We start from the raw sequence: 15354 nt of genomic DNA on the forward strand, positions 1-15354 counted from the left end.
GCCGGCTGCAGGGAGTTGTTGTTTGGCAGGGGAAGAAGGATTCGAACCTTCGCATGCTGGAATCAAAATCCAGTGCCTTAACCAGCTTGGCGACTCCCCTACACGGGTCGAAGGCTCGTCTCTTGTGGAGACGGGCCGCCTACCTATGAAATGTCGCTGGTTGCCCACCCGGCCAGGGGATGAACAGCCATGTTGCCGCATTGTCGTACCGACCAGCCCTCGGGGGCTACTGCCAGATCCGCTTCCTGCGGCATCGCTGCGAACACGGCACTCCCGGAGCCGGTCATCCTGCCTTTCAAACCCTGCGACCCGAGCCATTCGATGGCCTGGGTGACCGCGGGGCAAAGCCTCTGGGCAACCGGCTGCAAGTCGTTGTGGCCAAATTCGAACTTGTCGATCTCATTTGACCCATGCTTTGCAGAGAAGCCTGCGATTATAGCACTCGGAGTTTGGCGCTCAAGGTCCGGCGCTGTAAAAATACGACGCGTATCGATTCCGTCAGATGGCTTGACCACGCAGAAGCGCCCCGGCGCCAGTTCGATCGGCGTGATTTTCTCGCCGATGCCTTCGACCCAGGCGTTGCGTCCGCGCAAGAAGAAGGGCACATCCGCGCCCAGTGCAAGACCGATCTGTTCGAGCCGGGCGAGTGGCAGGTTCAGCCCCCACAGGCGATTCAACGCCAGCAGGCAGGTGGCTGCGTCCGAGGAGCCTCCGCCCATTCCGGCCTGCGCCGGCACCTGCTTGGCAATGGCGATGTGCGCGCCCTGGCCTGGCGTCGCAAAGGCCTGCAGCGCGCGGGCCGCGCGCAGGACCAGGTCGTCCGCCGGCAGCGGCGTCGTGAGGTCTTCGCGCGACAGTCGGCCATCGTCGCGCCGCTCGATATGGAGCGTGTCGCACCAGTCGATCAGCATGAAGACCGATTGCAGCAGGTGGTAGCCGTCGTCCCGCTGCCCGGTGATGTGCAGGAAAAGATTGAGCTTGGCCGGCGCCGGGAGGTCGTACAGGGCCTTCATTGGCGCTCGAACACGATGCGCAGGTCGGCGGCGGGCTGTGGTGAAAAGCGCATCGCCTGAAGGCGGCCATTGCCATATTGAGACAGGTCGGCCTTCCAGCCTGAAACCGGTTCGTCCCGGCCGGCCAGCCAGCCGAACAGCGCGTCAACCGGGATCGCCGCGCCGGTGGCGGCTTCGATCAAGGCATCCACGGAGTCATAGCGCCGCGTCTGGTTGCCGTTTTTCAGCAGGGCTTCGCCTGGCGACCACTGCAATACCGCCAAGGTGTTGCCGATGGGCGTGGTCAACGCGAGTTCGCCGGCGCTCGGCGAACCCCGCAGGTCGAACAAGGCCGAGAAACTCTGCTTCTCGTCCCCCTCGACACGCAGCGCCAGCCGGCCGTTCCAGGCGCCGCTGGGTCCGGCGTTCCGGACCTGCGGCGTGGTGCACCCCGCCATCAAGAGCGCGGCCGCTGCGCCTGCCAGCAATACCGCGCGGCGTCTCACAACTTGACGCGCAGGCGCTTGAGGGTTTCCTGCAAGGTCTCGTTGTCGGCATCGGCCAGGGAGGATTCCCGCCAGATCGCCACGGCGCGATCGCGATTGCCGATGGCCCACAGCACTTCACCCAGGTGGGCGCCGATTTCGGCATCCGGGCGCTTCTTGTACGCGGCCTCGAGGATGCGCGAGGCTTCATCCATGTTGCCCATCCGGTATTCCACCCAGCCGAGGCTGTCGGCGATGAATGGGTCGTCCGGCGCCAGTTGGACAGCTTTCCTTATCAACTCACGGGCCTCCGGCAGGCGCACCTTGCGATCGGCGAAGGAATAGCCGAGCGCGTTGTAGGCATTCTGGTTGTCGGGCTTGAGTTCGATCAGGCGGCGCAGGAGCCGTTCCATGTCGTCCATGCGATTCAGCTTTTCAGCGAGCATGGCCTGGTCATAGATCAGGTCGCCGTCATCCGGCGCGGCTGCGCTGGCCTTGGCGAGCATGTCGTAGGCCTGCTGGTATTGCTTGGCATCGCGCAATAGTTGGACCTCGGCCAGGAACTTCTGCTTCTTGTCGTCGGGCGAGGTCTCGGGTAGCGAGCGCACCAGTTCGCGGGCCTGTTGCATCTTGCCCTGGCGTGCCAGCAAGGACGCCCGGCGCGCCTGCGCGCCGACCAAGTCTTCGCTGCTGTCGATCCTGGCGAGCCAGCTTTCGGCAGCTGCGTAGTTCTTGCGGCGCTCGGACAATTGCGCCAGCAACAGGTAGGCCTGCGTCAGGCCGCGCTTGCGGTCCTCGGCGTCGGCCTGGCCATTGGCGAGGTCGACGTAGCGCTTGAGCGACGCTTCCGCTGCGGTGTCTTGCCGGGCCTGGGCTTGCAGCGAGCCGAGCAGGACCCAGGGCTCGGGGAGTTCGGGGCGCTCGGTCGTCAGCTTGGTGAGCTGCGCGCTCGCCTCGTCGAAGCGGCGGCCCTCGACCAGCACGCGCGCATAGGCCATGCGGATCTCGGGCTGCGCATCCGGCGTTGCGAGGTAGCGCGTGACGATGGGCTCGGCCAGGGGCTGCCCGGGGTCGATGAGATCGAGCGCCAGCATCGCCGGGCCATCGGATTTGGGATCGGCCGCCTGGCCTTTCAACGCAGCGTCCATCGCGCCGGGAGCGTCCCCGGCCAGCAGGCGCATGCGGCCGATCGTGGCCCAGGCCAGGCCGGCGGTCGTTGGCTTCTTGACTTCGTCGACCAGTGCGCTCTCCACCACCTGCGCCGCGACCTTCTTGTCGGTGGCGCGCGCGTAGGTCCGCGTGATCAAGGTCAACAGGAAAGGATGCTCGACCTCCGGGGTGGCGGCGAGTTCGGCGCGCAGCGGCTCGACCGTGGCGGACAGTCGGTTCATTGCGATGAGTATCTGCAGTTCGAGTCGGCGCGCGTCGCGCGATTCCGGCTGGGCCTGTTTCCAGGCGCGGACTGCTACCAAAGCGGCGTCGCCGGAGCGTGTTTGCAAGGCCAGTTCGACGGCGCGTTGGTACAACCTCGGATCGCGTGTGCGGCGCGCCGCTTCGAGCATGAGCGCCGATCCGTCAGCCGGCGAGCCTGTGCGGGCGCTCAACTCGCCGACGAGCACGTCGAAGAACAGTTCACCGGTAAGCGCTGACGGCCGTGCGTCCGGCGCGTCTTCATCCTGCGGAGGTTGGATCGCCGCAGGGGGCGCGCCCGGCGGCTCGACGATGGGCGCAGGGCTCATCGGCGCGGCAGGATTCCGTGGCGAATCAGGTGGGGAATCGGTCTGCTGGGCGTGCGCCGCAAGGGCGAGCAAGACGGCGGAAGCGGCCGCCGCAAGGCGGAGTCGGCGGGGCGGAGGGGTCATTGCAACCATAATAATCCAAGGCTTTTGTGTGACCGCCGCAAGGGGCTTGAGGTTCCAGCGGAATCTGACGTGAATTGTCGACCATGCCCGAACTCCCTGAAGTAGAAGTCACACGCCTTGGCTTTGCCGATCGCATCGCGGGCGCTCGCATCGAAGCCGTGCGCATGGGCAAGCCGCTGCGCTGGTCGCTGGCTGTCGAGCCGTCGGCGCTGGTGGGCCGCAGGGTGCGGGCGGTGCGCAGGCGTGGCAAATACCTCCTGATCGACTTGGACGAAGGATTGCTGCTGCTCCACCTGGGCATGTCGGGAAGCCTGCGGTTCAGTGATGCGCCGTTGCCGCCGCCCGGCCCGCATGACCATTTCGACATGGTCACCGACAAGGGTTCGCTGCGTCTCAATGATCCGCGTCGTTTCGGTGCGGTGGTCTACGCGCACGACGAGGCCGCGCCGTTGGCGATCAAGTTGCTGGGCAGACTCGGCGTGGAGCCGTTGGGCGACGGCTTCGACTTCGGCGCATTTCTTGCAGGACTGAAGAAGCGCCAGGCGCCGATCAAGCAGGTGCTGCTGGCGGGCGAACTCGTGGTGGGCGTGGGCAACATCTATGCATCCGAAGCCCTGTTCCTGGCCGGCATCCGGCCGACGCTCTCCGCCTCGCGCATCAGTCGCCCGCGTGCGCTGCGCCTGCATGCGGCGGTGCGGGACGTGCTGGCGCGTGCCGTGGAGCGGGGAGGCAGCACGCTGCGCGACTTCACCAACACGGACGGACAGAGCGGCTATTTCCAGTTGGAGGCCACGGTTTATGGGCGGGCCGGCGAACCGTGCAGGGTTTGTTCGGCGACGATTCGGCAGATCAAGCAAGGCCAACGCTCGACGTTTTTCTGTCCAAGTTGTCAAAAGTGCTAGCAAATGCCCAACGGACGCGCGCAACGCGCGCCGATCTGGCAGGATGCCGGTGATAGTATTTGTAAACCAACACTTACATATTAATCTTGAGCCGCTCTTTCAATCAGCAATTCGACCAGCACGGAACCTGGCGACGCAATTTCGCGCACCGGCTCAAGTGGTTGTCCGGTTGGCTCAATGAAAACGAGCTGCTCGACCAATCCGTGGCCGAGCGCCTGCGCGACCTGGAGTCCCAGATGCGCACCAGCAAGGTCATGGTGGCTTTCGTGGCCGAGTTCTCGCGTGGCAAGTCGGAGCTGATCAACGCGATCTTCTTCGCGGGCTACGGCCGCCGCATCATGCCGGCCAGCGCGGGCCGTACGACCATGTGCCCGACCGAGCTCGGCTATGACACGGGCGTGCCCCCGAGCTTGCGCCTGCTGCCCATCGAGACGCGGCTGGAGCCGCATTCGCTGACCCATTGGCGCGACGAGACCTCGCGCTGGACAGAGTTGCCCATCGACGTCAACGACGCCGATCAGCTCGCGGAAACGATGCACAAGGTGGCCGAGGTCAACTGGGTGTCGCTTGACGAAGCGCGCGCGCTGGGCTTCTGGAGCGACGACAACACCGAGGACAACCCGGTACCCGATGCAGAGGGCCGCGTCGAAATCCCGCGCTGGCGGCATGCGGTGTTGAACATGCCGCATCCGCTGCTGGAGCAGGGCCTGGTCATCCTCGATACGCCTGGCCTCAACGCCATCGGCGCCGAGCCCGAATTGACGGTGAGCCTGATCCCGCAGGCGCATGCCGTCGTCTTCATCCTGGGCGCCGATACCGGCGTGACGCGATCCGACCTCTCGATCTGGCGCGAGCACCTGATCACCGAAGGCGACCCGGGCGAGGCGCGCATCGTCGTGCTCAACAAGATCGACACCATGTGGGACATCCTGAGCACGCCGGCCCAGATCGATGCCCAGATCGACCGCCAGCGCAAGGGCGCGGCCGAGTTGCTGGGCGTCCCGTTGCGCCAGGTGCTGCCGGTTTCCGCGCAGAAGGGCTTGCAGGCCAAGATCCGCCGAGATGGACCGTTGCTCCAGGCCAGCCGGCTACCGGCACTCGAATCGGTGCTGGGCGAGGGCCTTCTCGGCAAGCGCGAAATGATGTTGCGCGGTGCGGTGGACAACGGTATTGCCGCGCTGCGCACCGAAGCCGCCCGCATCCTCAACGTGCGCCAGCGCGACCTGTCCGAACAGGCGCTGGAGTTGCAAGGACTGCGCGGCAAGAACGTGTCCGTCATCCGGCACATGCGCACCCGCATCGAGCAGGAACAAAGCGAATTCGAAGGCAGCAACGCGCGCATCCTGGCGCTGCGCTCGGTCCAGGGCAAGCTGCTGCGCGAGGTGTATGCGGTGCTCGGCAGCACGGCGCTCAAGTCCGACATGGGCAAGCTGGCCGCAGCGCTCAAGAAGCCCGGCATCAAGTTCAACGTGCGCAAGATCTACGCCGAAACCTTCGACGCGCTGCGCAACAACCTGCGGGAAGTGCAGGCCACCAGCGCCGAGATCCAGCAGATGCTGCATGCCACCTTCCGCCAGCTCAATGCGGAGCACGGCTTCACGCTGCTGGCGCCTGCCGAGCCGAACCTCAAGGAGTTCGAGGAGCAGATGAGCCAGATCGAACAGAGCCACACGCAGTACCTCGGCGTCGGCAACATCCTCAAGCTGGCGCAACCCGAGTTCTGCGACAAGCTGGTGCGTGCGCTGTCCAGTCGGCTGCGCGTGGTGAACGAAGCGGCCATGAGCGAAGTCGAGCGCTGGAGCAAGGGCGCGGGGGCCCAGCTCGATGCCCAGTTGAAGGAGCGCCGTCGCAATTTCGGCAAGCGCATCGAGGCCGTCGACCGCATCCAGCAAGCCGCTGGGAATCTCGAAGAACGCCTTGTGGAGTTGAGCGCGCAAGAGGCGGGGCTGGTGGAATTGCACCGTCGGCTGCGTGAGTTGACGTCCCTGCTGACCAGCAACGAGCCACCCAGCACCTCCGCAGCGCAAAACAACGAGCTTCGTGCCGCGTGAGCCCGGCGCGGCCACGGCGGCCGCGTCGCAATCCAGTCTGATCGCCCCCGTGTTTGCCGCCAGCGTGGTGCGCTGGCAGCGCGCCCACGGGCGCAGCAAACTGCCTTGGCAGAACACACGCGACCCATACCGTGTGTGGCTGTCGGAGGTGATGCTGCAGCAGACGCAGGTGTCGACGGTGCTCGGCTACTTCGACCGCTTCCTTGCGCGCTTTCCGACCGTTGGCGAATTGGCCGCGGCGGGAGAAGACGAGGTCTTCGGGCTCTGGAGCGGCCTGGGCTACTACAGCCGCGCGCGCAACATGCATCGCTGCGCACAGGAGGTCATGACGCGCTTTGGCGGCACGTTCCCACGGCAATCGGAGGACCTGGAATCGCTGCCCGGCATCGGCCGTTCGACGGCGGCGGCCATCGCTGCTTTCTGCTTTGGCGAGCGCGTTGCGATCCTGGACGGAAACGTCAAGCGCGTGCTGACGCGGGTGCTGGGTTTCGACGCCGATCTTTCCGTGGGCGCCAGTGAGCGTGCGTTGTGGAACGAGGCGACCGAACTCCTGCCGCCAGCAAGCGAGCGCGGAGCGATCGAGAGCTACACGCAAGGGCTGATGGACCTGGGCGCGACGGTCTGCTTGTCGCGCAAACCCAACTGTCTCCTGTGTCCGGTGAACGAGCTATGCGTCGCACGCCGGCAAGGCACACCCGAGGCTTATCCGGTCAAGACGCGAAAAGTCAAGCGCACTTCGCAGTCGCTCTGGCTGCTGCAGGCGAACGACGAAACGGGACGAAGCTGGCTCGAGAAACGGCCGGCGCGGGGAGTGTGGGCGGGCCTGTACTGCCTGCCGGTCTTCGACAGCCATGCGGCTTTGCTGGAGGCGTTGCCTGTGGGCCTGCGGGCCACTGCGCGCGACGGCGCCTCGTTCGTGCACGTGCTGACTCACAAGGACTTGCACCTGCATCCCGTGCGGGTCGAAGGCGACGCAAGGGCCGCGATGCCGGGCGGCGGGCAATGGTTCGCTCCGCCCGACTGGGAAGGCCTGGGCCTGCCTGCGCCGGTACGCAAACTGCTGGGCTCGGGCGAGCACTGAACGCGGATCGGGAACCGCGTCCGGGGACTCAAGTCCCGTCCAGCTCCCGATGTCGCTTGAGCGCGGCCCAGCGCGCGCCAAAGCCGCGGGCCAGTTGCTCCACCAGGAACACCGAGCGATGCTGTCCGCCGGTGCAGCCGATCGCCACCGTCACGTAGCTGCGATGGTCGCGCGCGAGCGCATCGAGCCAGCGGCTGAGGAACTGTTCGATGTCGTCATACATGCGCGCCACGTCGTCGTGCTGGCGAAGCCAGTCGATGACCGGCTCGTCCCGGCCGGTCAAGGGCCGCAGCGCGGGGACGTAGTGCGGGTTCGGCAGCATGCGCACGTCGAACACGTAGTCGGCGTCGAGCGGCACGCCGCGTTTGAAGGCGAAGGATTCGAACACCAGCGTCAACGCGCTTTGCGGCGCCGAGATCAGCAGCTTCACGTAGCTCTGCAGTTGCGCGGGGCGGATGATGCTGGTGTCGATCACATCGGCGCCGTCTCGCAACTCGGCCAGCAGTTCTCGCTCGAGTTCGATGGCCTGGATCAGCACGCGCTGGGTCTCCGGCACGTCATTGCGGCTTTCCTGGCGCGAGAGTGGATGGCGCCGGCGCGTCTCCGAGTAGCGGCGCACGAGTGCGTCGGTGGTGGAGTCGAGGAACAGCGAGCGCAGTGACACCCCATCGCGGCGCAGCGTTTCAAGCTGCTGCGGCACCAAGGGCAGCGAGACGCCGCTTCGCACATCCATCGCGATTGCCACCCGCTCGCTCTGCTGCTCGTGCTGCAACGCGATGAAGGGCATCAACAGTTCGGGCGGCAGGTTGTCGACGCAGTAGTAGCCCGCGTCTTCCAGCGCATGCAGCGCGACCGACTTGCCGGAGCCCGACATGCCGGTGATGAGCACCAGTTCGAGGCTCATGTGCGCGCTTCCGCCGATGTCTTGCCCAGCATCTCGCGCGCATGCGCGAGCGAGGTCTGCGACAGTTTCTCGCCGCCCAGCATGCGGGCCACTTCCTTCTCCCGCGCCGCGCCTTCGAGTGGCGTGACGCCGCTTTCGGTGCGACCGGCGATCTGGCGCTTGGCCACGACCAGGTGATGATCGGCGCACGCGGCAACCTGCGGCAGGTGGGTCACTGCAAGCACCTGGCGATCCCGGCCCAGTTGCTTCATCAGGCGGCCCACCGTTTCAGCGACCGCACCGCCGACACCCGCGTCCACTTCGTCGAAGATCAAGGTCTGCGCGGCGCCGAGTTCGCTCGTGGTCACAGCGATCGCGAGCGCGATGCGGGACAGCTCGCCGCCCGATGCGACCTTGCCGATCGGCCGTGGCGTGCTGCCGGGATGGCCGCTGACGAGGAAGCTGATGTCTTCGAGGCCCGCACGACCGGGTTGCGCCAGCGCCTGCAGCTTCACCTCGAAGCTGCCGCCCTGCATGCCGAGGCCTTGCATGGCGAGCGTGACCGCCTTCGCGAGCTTGGGCGCCGCCTGCTTGCGCACCTTGCCGACCGCGCCGGCTTCCTTCATGAAGGCCTGCTGTGCTGCTTGCTCCACGCGCTCCAGTGCTTCGAGGTCGCTGGCCGCGTCGAGGGCCTTGAGCTCATCCTGCCAGCCCGCGAGCAGACCGGGCAGGTCGGCCGGGCCGCGCTTGTAGCGCCTCGCGAGCGACATCCAGAGGCCCATGCGCTCGTCGAGTTCGGCCAGGGTCTGCGGATCGGTGTCCGCGTGCCGCAGATAGCCATGCAGCGTGTGCACGGCGTCGGCGGCCTGCGCCACGCTCGATGCGAGCACTTCGCCGAGCGCCTTGAACTCGGGCTCGATGTGCTCGCAGCCCTGCAGCAGCGTCGCGGCGCGGGTGAGGGCGCTGAGTGCGCCGCCATCGTCGCCTTCCAGCGCCTCGCGTGCGCCTTCGGCCGCCTCGATGAGCGTCTGCGCATTCGACGCGCGCGCATGGTTGGCCGACAGTTCGTTCCACTCGTCCGCGCCGGGGGCGAGCTTCATGACTTCGCCGATCTGCCATTGCAGCCGCTCGCGGTCGCGTTGCAGCGAATCCTGTGCGGACCGCGCCGTTTCTAGCGCCAACAGCGACTGCCGCCATGCGTGCCAGCCCGCATCCAGCGCCTCGGTGCGCACGCCGGCATAGGCATCGAGCAGGCCGCGCACCGCGTCGGGCCGCGTCAGGCTCTGCCATGCATGCTGGCCGTGGATATCGAGCAGGTGGTCGCCAAGCTCGCGCAACTGAGTCGCCGTGGCGGGGCTGCCGTTGATCCAGCCACGGCTGCGGCCCTGGAGGTCGACGGTGCGGCGCAGCAACAGCGAATCGCCGGATTCGAAGCCGCCCTCGTCGAGCCAGCCGGCCAGCGCAGCATCGGCATCGAACTCCGCCGACACGTCCAGCCGCTCCGCGCCCTCGCGCACCGACCCGGCATCGGCCCGGTTGCCCAGCGCCAGTTGCAATGCGTCGATGAGGATGGATTTGCCTGCGCCGGTTTCTCCGGTCAACACCGTGAACCCGCTCGACAGGTCGAGTTCGAGTTCACGCACGATCACGAAATCGCGCAGGGCGATGCGTCTTAATGCCAAGTCAGGTCTCCCGGGGAAGCGAGGAGGCTCATGATCCGCCTTCGTTCCAATGCAGTTTCTTGCGCAGCGTATCGAAGTAGCTCCAGCCCTTGGGGTGAAGGAAGCGCACGCGGTAGTCGGAGCGGCGCACCACGATGCGGTCGCCATGCTGCAGCGAGGCGAGCGACTGCATGTCGAAATTGGCGCTCGCGTCGCGGCCGGCCACGAGCTCGATGGTGACCTCGTCCGCGTCGGGCAGCAGGATGGGCCGGTTCGACAAGGTGTGGGGCGCGATCGGGACGAGCACCCAGCCCGGTATCGCCGGATGGAGAAGCGGCCCGCCGGCGGAGAGCGCATAGGCCGTCGAGCCGGTGGCCGTCGCGATGATCAGGCCGTCCGCGCGCTGGTTGGCCACGAAGTGCCGGCCCACCGACACGCTCAGTTCAACCATGCCGGAGGTCGCGCCGCGATTCACCACCACGTCGTTCATCGCGTAGGCGGTGAAGACGACCTGCCCGTCGCGGAACACCTGCGCATGCATCATGCTGCGATGGTCTTCCTCGAATTCGCCGGCCAGCATCGGGATCAGCGTGGCCTGGTAGTTGTCGAGCGGAATGTCGGTGATGAAGCCGAGCCGGCCGCGGTTGATGCCGATCAGCGGCAAGCCATGGCGGGCCAGTTGGCGTCCGACGCCCAGCATGGTGCCGTCGCCGCCCACCACGAGGCCCAGGTCGCATTGCTCGCCGATCTGGTCCAGCGTGAGGGCACGATAGCGGCCAGAACCGGCCGATTCGTCGGTCGACTGCTCGACCACTACTTCGCAGCCTTGGCTCTCCAGAAAGGTGGCAATCTCGCAGGTCACGCTGTCGGGTGCATCGGCCTGCGCGCGGACGCCGGACGCCTGGTATTTGCCAATAAGGGCGACGTGCCGGAAGCGAGGGGTCATGACCAAATTACAACATTAAAATTGCCAGATGTTGGACGACCGCGCCAGGCTACTGCTGAAGACTCTGGTTGAACGCTATATCGCGGACGGCCAACCCGTGGGCTCTCGCACCTTGTCGCGAACGCCGGGGCTGGAGCTTTCGCCAGCGACCATTCGCAACGTGATGTCCGACCTCGAAGAGTTGGGCCTGATCGCCAGTCCGCATACATCCGCCGGACGCATTCCCACGGCACGCGGCTATCGGCTCTTCGTCGACACCATGTTGACCAGCCGGCGTGAACCTTTCACGACACCGCCGCTTTCGCCGGACCAGCCGCAGAAGGTGATCGCCAATGCGGCGCAGCTGCTGTCGAACCTTTCGCATTTCGTGGGCGTCGTGATGGCGCCACGGCGGCCGTCGGTGTTCCGGCACCTGGAGTTCATGCGGCTGTCGGACCGTCGCCTGCTGGTGATCATCGTGTCGCCCGATGGCGACGTGCAGAACCGCGTGATCTTTCCGGAGACGGACTACACCCCATCGCAACTGATCGAGGCGTCCAACTACATCAACACCCACTTTGCCGGCTTGTCGATCGAGCAGGTCCGCGATCGGCTTCAATCGGAAGTGGAAAAGCTGCGCGGCGAGATCGCATCGCTGATGCAGGCAGCCGTGGTCGTGAGCAGCGAGGTGCTGACCGAGGCGCAGGATGAAGTCGTGGTGTCGGGCGAGCGCAACCTGCTGTCGGTCAGCGACTTCTCCAGCGACATGGGCCAGTTGCGCCGCGCGTTCGACCTGTTCGAGCAGAAGGCGCAACTCATGCGGCTGCTGGATTCGTCGAGCAGGGCCGAAGGCGTGCGCATTTTCATCGGCGGCGAGAGCCAACTCGTGCCCGTCGAGGAGCTCTCCGTGGTCAGCGCCAACTATGAAGTCGATGGGCAGGTCGTCGGCACGCTCGGCGTGATCGGGCCGACGCGCATGCCCTATGAACGCATGATCCAGATCGTCGACATCACGTCGCGACTGGTGAGCAACGCGTTAAGCGGACGCAAGTAATCCGGAAGGCCACGGGGCGCCGACTAGAATCCCGGCCGCGCGGGCCGTTAGCTCAGTTGGTTAGAGCAGAGGACTCATAATCCTTTGGTCGTTGGTTCAAGTCCAACACGGCCTACCAGTCCGGTCTTGCGGGACTGCGCAGGAAGGCATTTACGAAATCATTTCGCCCTGTTGGGAATGTCATGAAAAGTACATGCTATAATCGCAAGCTGTGCGGCTGTAGCTCAGTTGGATAGAGTACTTGGCTACGAACCAAGGGGTCGTGGGTTCAATTCCTGCCAGCCGCACCACTCTCTCGAATGGCCTAGAAGGTTTCCCCCTTCTAGGCCATTTTCTTTTGGGGGACTTCTGGGGAGTGACCTCCGCCCGGCGCCCCTCTTCCTGCTCCCTCCGCAGCGTCGCCAGGCTCTTGCTCCAGCGCCCGCTGTCCGCCTTGATCTTCTCCAGCGCCCCATGGAGCTCGACCAGCTGCGCCACGGTGTAGTGGCGCGTCATCGTGCCCGTCGAGTGCCAGAGCAGGTCGGAAATCGCGCTCTCGACGATTCCGGCCTCCCGCAGCCGCATGCCCACGGTATGGCGGAGGTCGTGCACGTGAAGGTCGCCCGGCCCGGCCTCGCCGCGGGCGCGCTGCCCAAGCGGTGTTGTTCATCGTCTCGATCGGCCGGTAGGCCATCGTGGGCGCCTGGTCGACGTTTTTGACGCGCTCCCGGCGGTAGACGAATACGAACTCCTTGTGCTGGCCACGGACAGCGTCGACCACCGACTGGGCCACGCTGTTGCAAACCACCACCCTGGCCAGCCGCTTGCCCTTGACGTGCTGCCGCGGGACCTCGAACACCGATACGCCCAGCTCCGGCACCTTGATCTCCCACTCCCACCGTAGGTTGCAGACCACGTCGTCGCGCACGCCGGTATTCAGCGTGAACAACGCCATGCGCGCCAAGTGGTCAGGCAACTTCGGCAGCAGCGCGCGCTGTTCGCCCCAGGTGATGGGGCGAGGCTCGCGCTGGTGGCCGACCAGCGGCAGAAGGGTAATCTTCGGCGCCTGCTGCAGCCAAGTGCGGCCGCCTTCATCCCGCCAGCTTGTGGCCGCGAGATTCAGGATCTGGCGCGCAACGCCCAGCGCAAGGTTGATCGTCTTGTGCGATCGCCCCTTGGCCAGCCGGTCCGTGATGTACGGGGCCAGCGTGGAGTCGTGCACCTGGTGCAGCTCGAGCGCTCCGATGTGCGGCATGAGGTTCTTGAGCAGGTAGATCTCGGTCTCGATTGACGTCTTGTCCTGGTTGATCGCCACGTAGTGCGCCGCGGCCGCCTTGAATGTCCGCACCTGGCGCGCGCCGTGCACCACGACTTCGTGCCTGGCCGCCAGCTGAGCGATCAGCCAGCGTTCCGCCTCTTCAAAACTGCTGCAGCCACGGAGTCGAAGTCGAGATCCGCGCCACTACTTGTCGACCGTCCAGGTTCCGTTCTCTTCGGGGTAGATACCCCGTGTCTTTTGGCCCATGTGCTTTCTCCTCTTTCTTGAATGGGCCGCCCGTTCCGAGGGTCATTGTGGGGCCGGTCGGCGCCGGCGTTGGCCGCTGGCGCTGCTGCTGCGGCCTTGAACTCGTCGAACCGTCGGTCGAGGTCGAGCTTGTCGACGATCAGGCAGCTGCCCTGCCGCATGGCCACCAAGCGCGGCCGCCAGTCCTCGTCAAAGGTGCGACGCTTGACGCCGACGTACTCGATCGCCTCGGCTGGGTCAGGCCGCGCTTCACGAGGCGGCCCCGAGGTGCGCATCGGTGGCGGCGATGATCTCGCGCTCGTCGGTGGTCAAACTGATTCCGACACGGCCCCGCTCGAGCATCAGCCCCGCCTGCGCGTGCCACCCGCATGGCGCCGGCTGGCGGAAAACGCCTTCGTCATTGGCAGCATCTTCTTGGGCGGCTTCGGCACGGGCTTCGTCTACAGCTCGCGCCTGAACGACTTCGAGGTCCCGCGGCTGCGCCAAGACTCGCTCGACGAGATTGCACGGCTACAGCTGGCCTATGGCGTGCGCCTTGAGAGCGCCACCACCGCTGTGACCTCGGCGGCGACCACCGCCGCCAACACCGCAAAGAGCGCGGCCGAGGCCGTCAAGAAGTCAACCATCCCCGGAGGGATCAAGCCGTGAACATCGAACTCATCGAAGGCTGGCAGAAGCTGTGGCGCGCGTGGTCGATCCGCTTCGCAGCACTCGGCATCGCGCTGCCCGAGCTTCTGCAACTCATCGCGGACAACACCGACTCACTCACTTGGCTGGACGGCGGCTACAAGTCTGGCATCCGCCTGGCCTGACTGATCCTGGTGGTGCTCAGCCGGCCGGTGAAGCAGGCCACGCTCACGACCGACGAACCGAAGGTGTAGACGTATGGATGCAACCACTCTTGCGCGCTGCACCAACGCCCGCCTGGATCGCGCCCAGCGCTTCGCCGAACCGCTGACGGCTGCCATGGCCGAGTTCGGTATCGGCAAGCCTTCGCGGCAAACCATGTTCCTCGCGAACATCGGACACGAGTCCGGCGGCCTTCACTACACAGTCGAGCTCTGGGGCCCGACCGAGCAACAGCGCCGGTACGAAGGCCGCAAGGATCTCGGCAACACCCAGCCCGGTGACGGCTTCAGATACCGCGGTCGCGGCCTGATTCAGACCACGGGTCGCTGCAGCTACGCGGCCCTCAAGGAACCGCTCGGTGTCGACTATGTGGCCGACCCCGAGCGCTTTGGCAACACAGTGGATGCGTGCCGGAGTGCCTGCTACTTCTGGATGGCGCACAACCTGAGCGCGGTGGCCGACACGGGCGACTTCGATGGCGTCTGCGATCTGATCAATCGGGGCCGGAAGACCGCTGCCGTCGGCGACAGCAACGGGTATGCCGAGCGATTCGCGTTCTGGAAGGCCGCGAAGGCCGCGCTTGGCGTTGCGTGATGGCCGTCCTGCTCAATCCGCGCGCGTGGCTTGCGCTTGCGCTGGCGGCATTCCTCGCATTCACCCATGCGTTCGCCTGCCGCGGCGGCAAAGCATCGGTCCGGGCGGACTTCGATGCCTACAAGACCCAGCAATCCGAGCAGCGGATCCTCGCCGACGGCGCCCAGCGCAACGAAGAAACCCGGCGCCAGGTCGCCATAGACAAGGAGGCCAAGGATGCCCACGATCGAATCGCAGCGCTGGAGAGCGATGTTGGCGCTGCTCGCGCTGGTGCTGACCGACTGCACGCAGCCATTGCTGCCGCCGTCCGAACCGGCAAGGATCCCAAGCCTGCCACCGGAGGGCAGGGCAAGCCTGGTGCCGACGCCCTCGATCTGCTCGCCCTCGTGCTTGTGCGGACTGATGACGCTGCGGGAGCAATCAGCGAATACGCTGACCGGCTCTTGGTCGTCGGCATCGCCTGCGAGCGGTCCTACGACGCCCTGACGGTCAAGCCCTAGGGTCGCGTCGA

The 15354-nt window shown here is 65.9% G+C and carries 14 protein-coding genes, 3 tRNA genes and 1 pseudogene; 10 read left to right on the plus strand and 8 right to left on the minus strand.

Annotated elements, in window-relative coordinates; translation table 11 throughout:
* Window positions 1-23: 23 nt before the first annotated feature.
* The 4 genes from HCU76_RS19245 to HCU76_RS19260 form a co-directional block, all read right to left on the minus strand.
* Window positions 24-100: transfer RNA gene (locus tag HCU76_RS19245), tRNA-Gln, on the minus strand.
* A gap of 43 nt (window positions 101-143) precedes the next feature.
* A complete protein-coding gene (gene ispE, locus HCU76_RS19250; RefSeq protein WP_218510347.1) occupies window positions 144-1013 on the minus strand; it encodes a 4-(cytidine 5'-diphospho)-2-C-methyl-D-erythritol kinase in 870 nt (289 codons plus the stop codon).
* Window positions 1010-1498 (minus strand): lipoprotein insertase outer membrane protein LolB, encoded by a 489-nt coding sequence (locus HCU76_RS19255; RefSeq protein ID WP_345944667.1) that lies wholly within the window; start codon window positions 1496-1498, stop codon window positions 1010-1012. The genes ispE and HCU76_RS19255 overlap by 4 nt, the downstream gene beginning before the upstream one ends.
* Window positions 1495-3339: a tetratricopeptide repeat protein gene (locus HCU76_RS19260; protein WP_213955095.1), complete on the minus strand. Its 1845-nt coding sequence runs from the start codon at window positions 3337-3339 to the stop codon at window positions 1495-1497. The genes HCU76_RS19255 and HCU76_RS19260 overlap by 4 nt, the downstream gene beginning before the upstream one ends.
* 83 nt (window positions 3340-3422) lie before the next feature.
* Between HCU76_RS19260 and mutM the strand changes: the two genes are divergently transcribed.
* From mutM to mutY, 3 genes are all read left to right on the plus strand, one after another.
* Complete coding sequence (mutM, locus tag HCU76_RS19265) at window positions 3423-4241, plus strand: bifunctional DNA-formamidopyrimidine glycosylase/DNA-(apurinic or apyrimidinic site) lyase (protein WP_213955094.1); 819 nt, start codon at window positions 3423-3425, stop codon at window positions 4239-4241.
* 86 nt (window positions 4242-4327) lie between these two features.
* On the plus strand, window positions 4328-6292 hold the full coding sequence (locus HCU76_RS19270; protein WP_213955093.1) for a dynamin family protein: 1965 nt from the start codon (window positions 4328-4330) through the stop codon (window positions 6290-6292).
* Entirely contained in the window at window positions 6282-7373 is a 1092-nt protein-coding gene (gene mutY / locus HCU76_RS19275; protein WP_371319857.1) for an A/G-specific adenine glycosylase, read from the plus strand. The genes HCU76_RS19270 and mutY overlap by 11 nt, the downstream gene beginning before the upstream one ends.
* A 28-nt stretch (window positions 7374-7401) precedes the next feature.
* Here mutY and rapZ read toward each other — a convergent pair whose 3' ends face one another.
* The 3 genes from rapZ to HCU76_RS19290 are packed head-to-tail and all read right to left on the minus strand — an operon-like array spanning window position 7402 to window position 10863.
* Window positions 7402-8277 carry an RNase adapter RapZ gene (gene rapZ / locus HCU76_RS19280; protein WP_218510348.1) on the minus strand — a complete coding sequence of 292 codons (876 nt, stop codon included), beginning with the start codon at window positions 8275-8277 and terminating at the stop codon, window positions 7402-7404.
* Entirely contained in the window at window positions 8274-9938 is a 1665-nt protein-coding gene (gene recN / locus HCU76_RS19285) for a DNA repair protein RecN (protein ID WP_218510349.1), read from the minus strand. Before recN ends, rapZ begins: the two co-directional genes overlap by 4 nt.
* Before the next feature lie 28 nt (window positions 9939-9966).
* A complete protein-coding gene (locus tag HCU76_RS19290) occupies window positions 9967-10863 on the minus strand; it encodes an NAD kinase (protein ID WP_218510350.1) in 897 nt (298 codons plus the stop codon).
* Window positions 10864-10891: 28 nt separating this feature from the next.
* Between HCU76_RS19290 and hrcA the strand changes: the two genes are divergently transcribed.
* The 3 genes from hrcA (at window position 10892) to HCU76_RS19305 (ending at window position 12186) form a co-directional block, all read left to right on the plus strand.
* Window positions 10892-11896: a heat-inducible transcriptional repressor HrcA gene (hrcA, locus tag HCU76_RS19295; protein ID WP_213955089.1), complete on the plus strand. Its 1005-nt coding sequence runs from the start codon at window positions 10892-10894 to the stop codon at window positions 11894-11896.
* 41 nt (window positions 11897-11937) lie between these two features.
* Window positions 11938-12014 (plus strand) — tRNA-Ile (locus HCU76_RS19300).
* Window positions 12015-12109: 95 nt separating this feature from the next.
* Window positions 12110-12186 (plus strand) — tRNA-Arg (locus HCU76_RS19305).
* A gap of 244 nt (window positions 12187-12430) precedes the next feature.
* Here the strand turns inward: HCU76_RS19305 and HCU76_RS37235 are convergent.
* Window positions 12431-12487: pseudogene (locus HCU76_RS37235) on the minus strand (hypothetical protein); the annotation flags it as partial.
* Window positions 12488-13559: 1072 nt separating this feature from the next.
* Between HCU76_RS37235 and HCU76_RS19315 the strand changes: the two are divergent.
* The 4 genes from HCU76_RS19315 (at window position 13560) to HCU76_RS19330 (ending at window position 15343) form a co-directional block, all read left to right on the plus strand.
* The gene (locus HCU76_RS19315) at window positions 13560-14048 is read left to right on the plus strand and encodes a hypothetical protein (RefSeq protein ID WP_218510351.1); all 489 of its coding nucleotides are present in this window, start codon (window positions 13560-13562) and stop codon (window positions 14046-14048) included.
* Window positions 14045-14212, plus strand: coding sequence for a hypothetical protein (locus tag HCU76_RS19320; RefSeq protein WP_218510352.1), 168 nt, complete (start codon window positions 14045-14047; stop codon window positions 14210-14212). The genes HCU76_RS19315 and HCU76_RS19320 overlap by 4 nt, the downstream gene beginning before the upstream one ends.
* A gap of 73 nt (window positions 14213-14285) precedes the next feature.
* Window positions 14286-14843 (plus strand): glycoside hydrolase family 19 protein, encoded by a 558-nt coding sequence (locus HCU76_RS19325; protein WP_218510353.1) that lies wholly within the window; start codon window positions 14286-14288, stop codon window positions 14841-14843.
* Complete coding sequence (locus HCU76_RS19330; protein ID WP_218510354.1) at window positions 14843-15343, plus strand: DUF2514 family protein; 501 nt, start codon at window positions 14843-14845, stop codon at window positions 15341-15343. The genes HCU76_RS19325 and HCU76_RS19330 overlap by 1 nt, the downstream gene beginning before the upstream one ends.
* The last annotated feature ends 11 nt before the right edge of the window (window positions 15344-15354 follow it).

Source organism: Variovorax sp. dw_308, from assembly GCF_019207085.1.
Lineage (GTDB): Bacteria > Pseudomonadota > Gammaproteobacteria > Burkholderiales > Burkholderiaceae_C > Variovorax.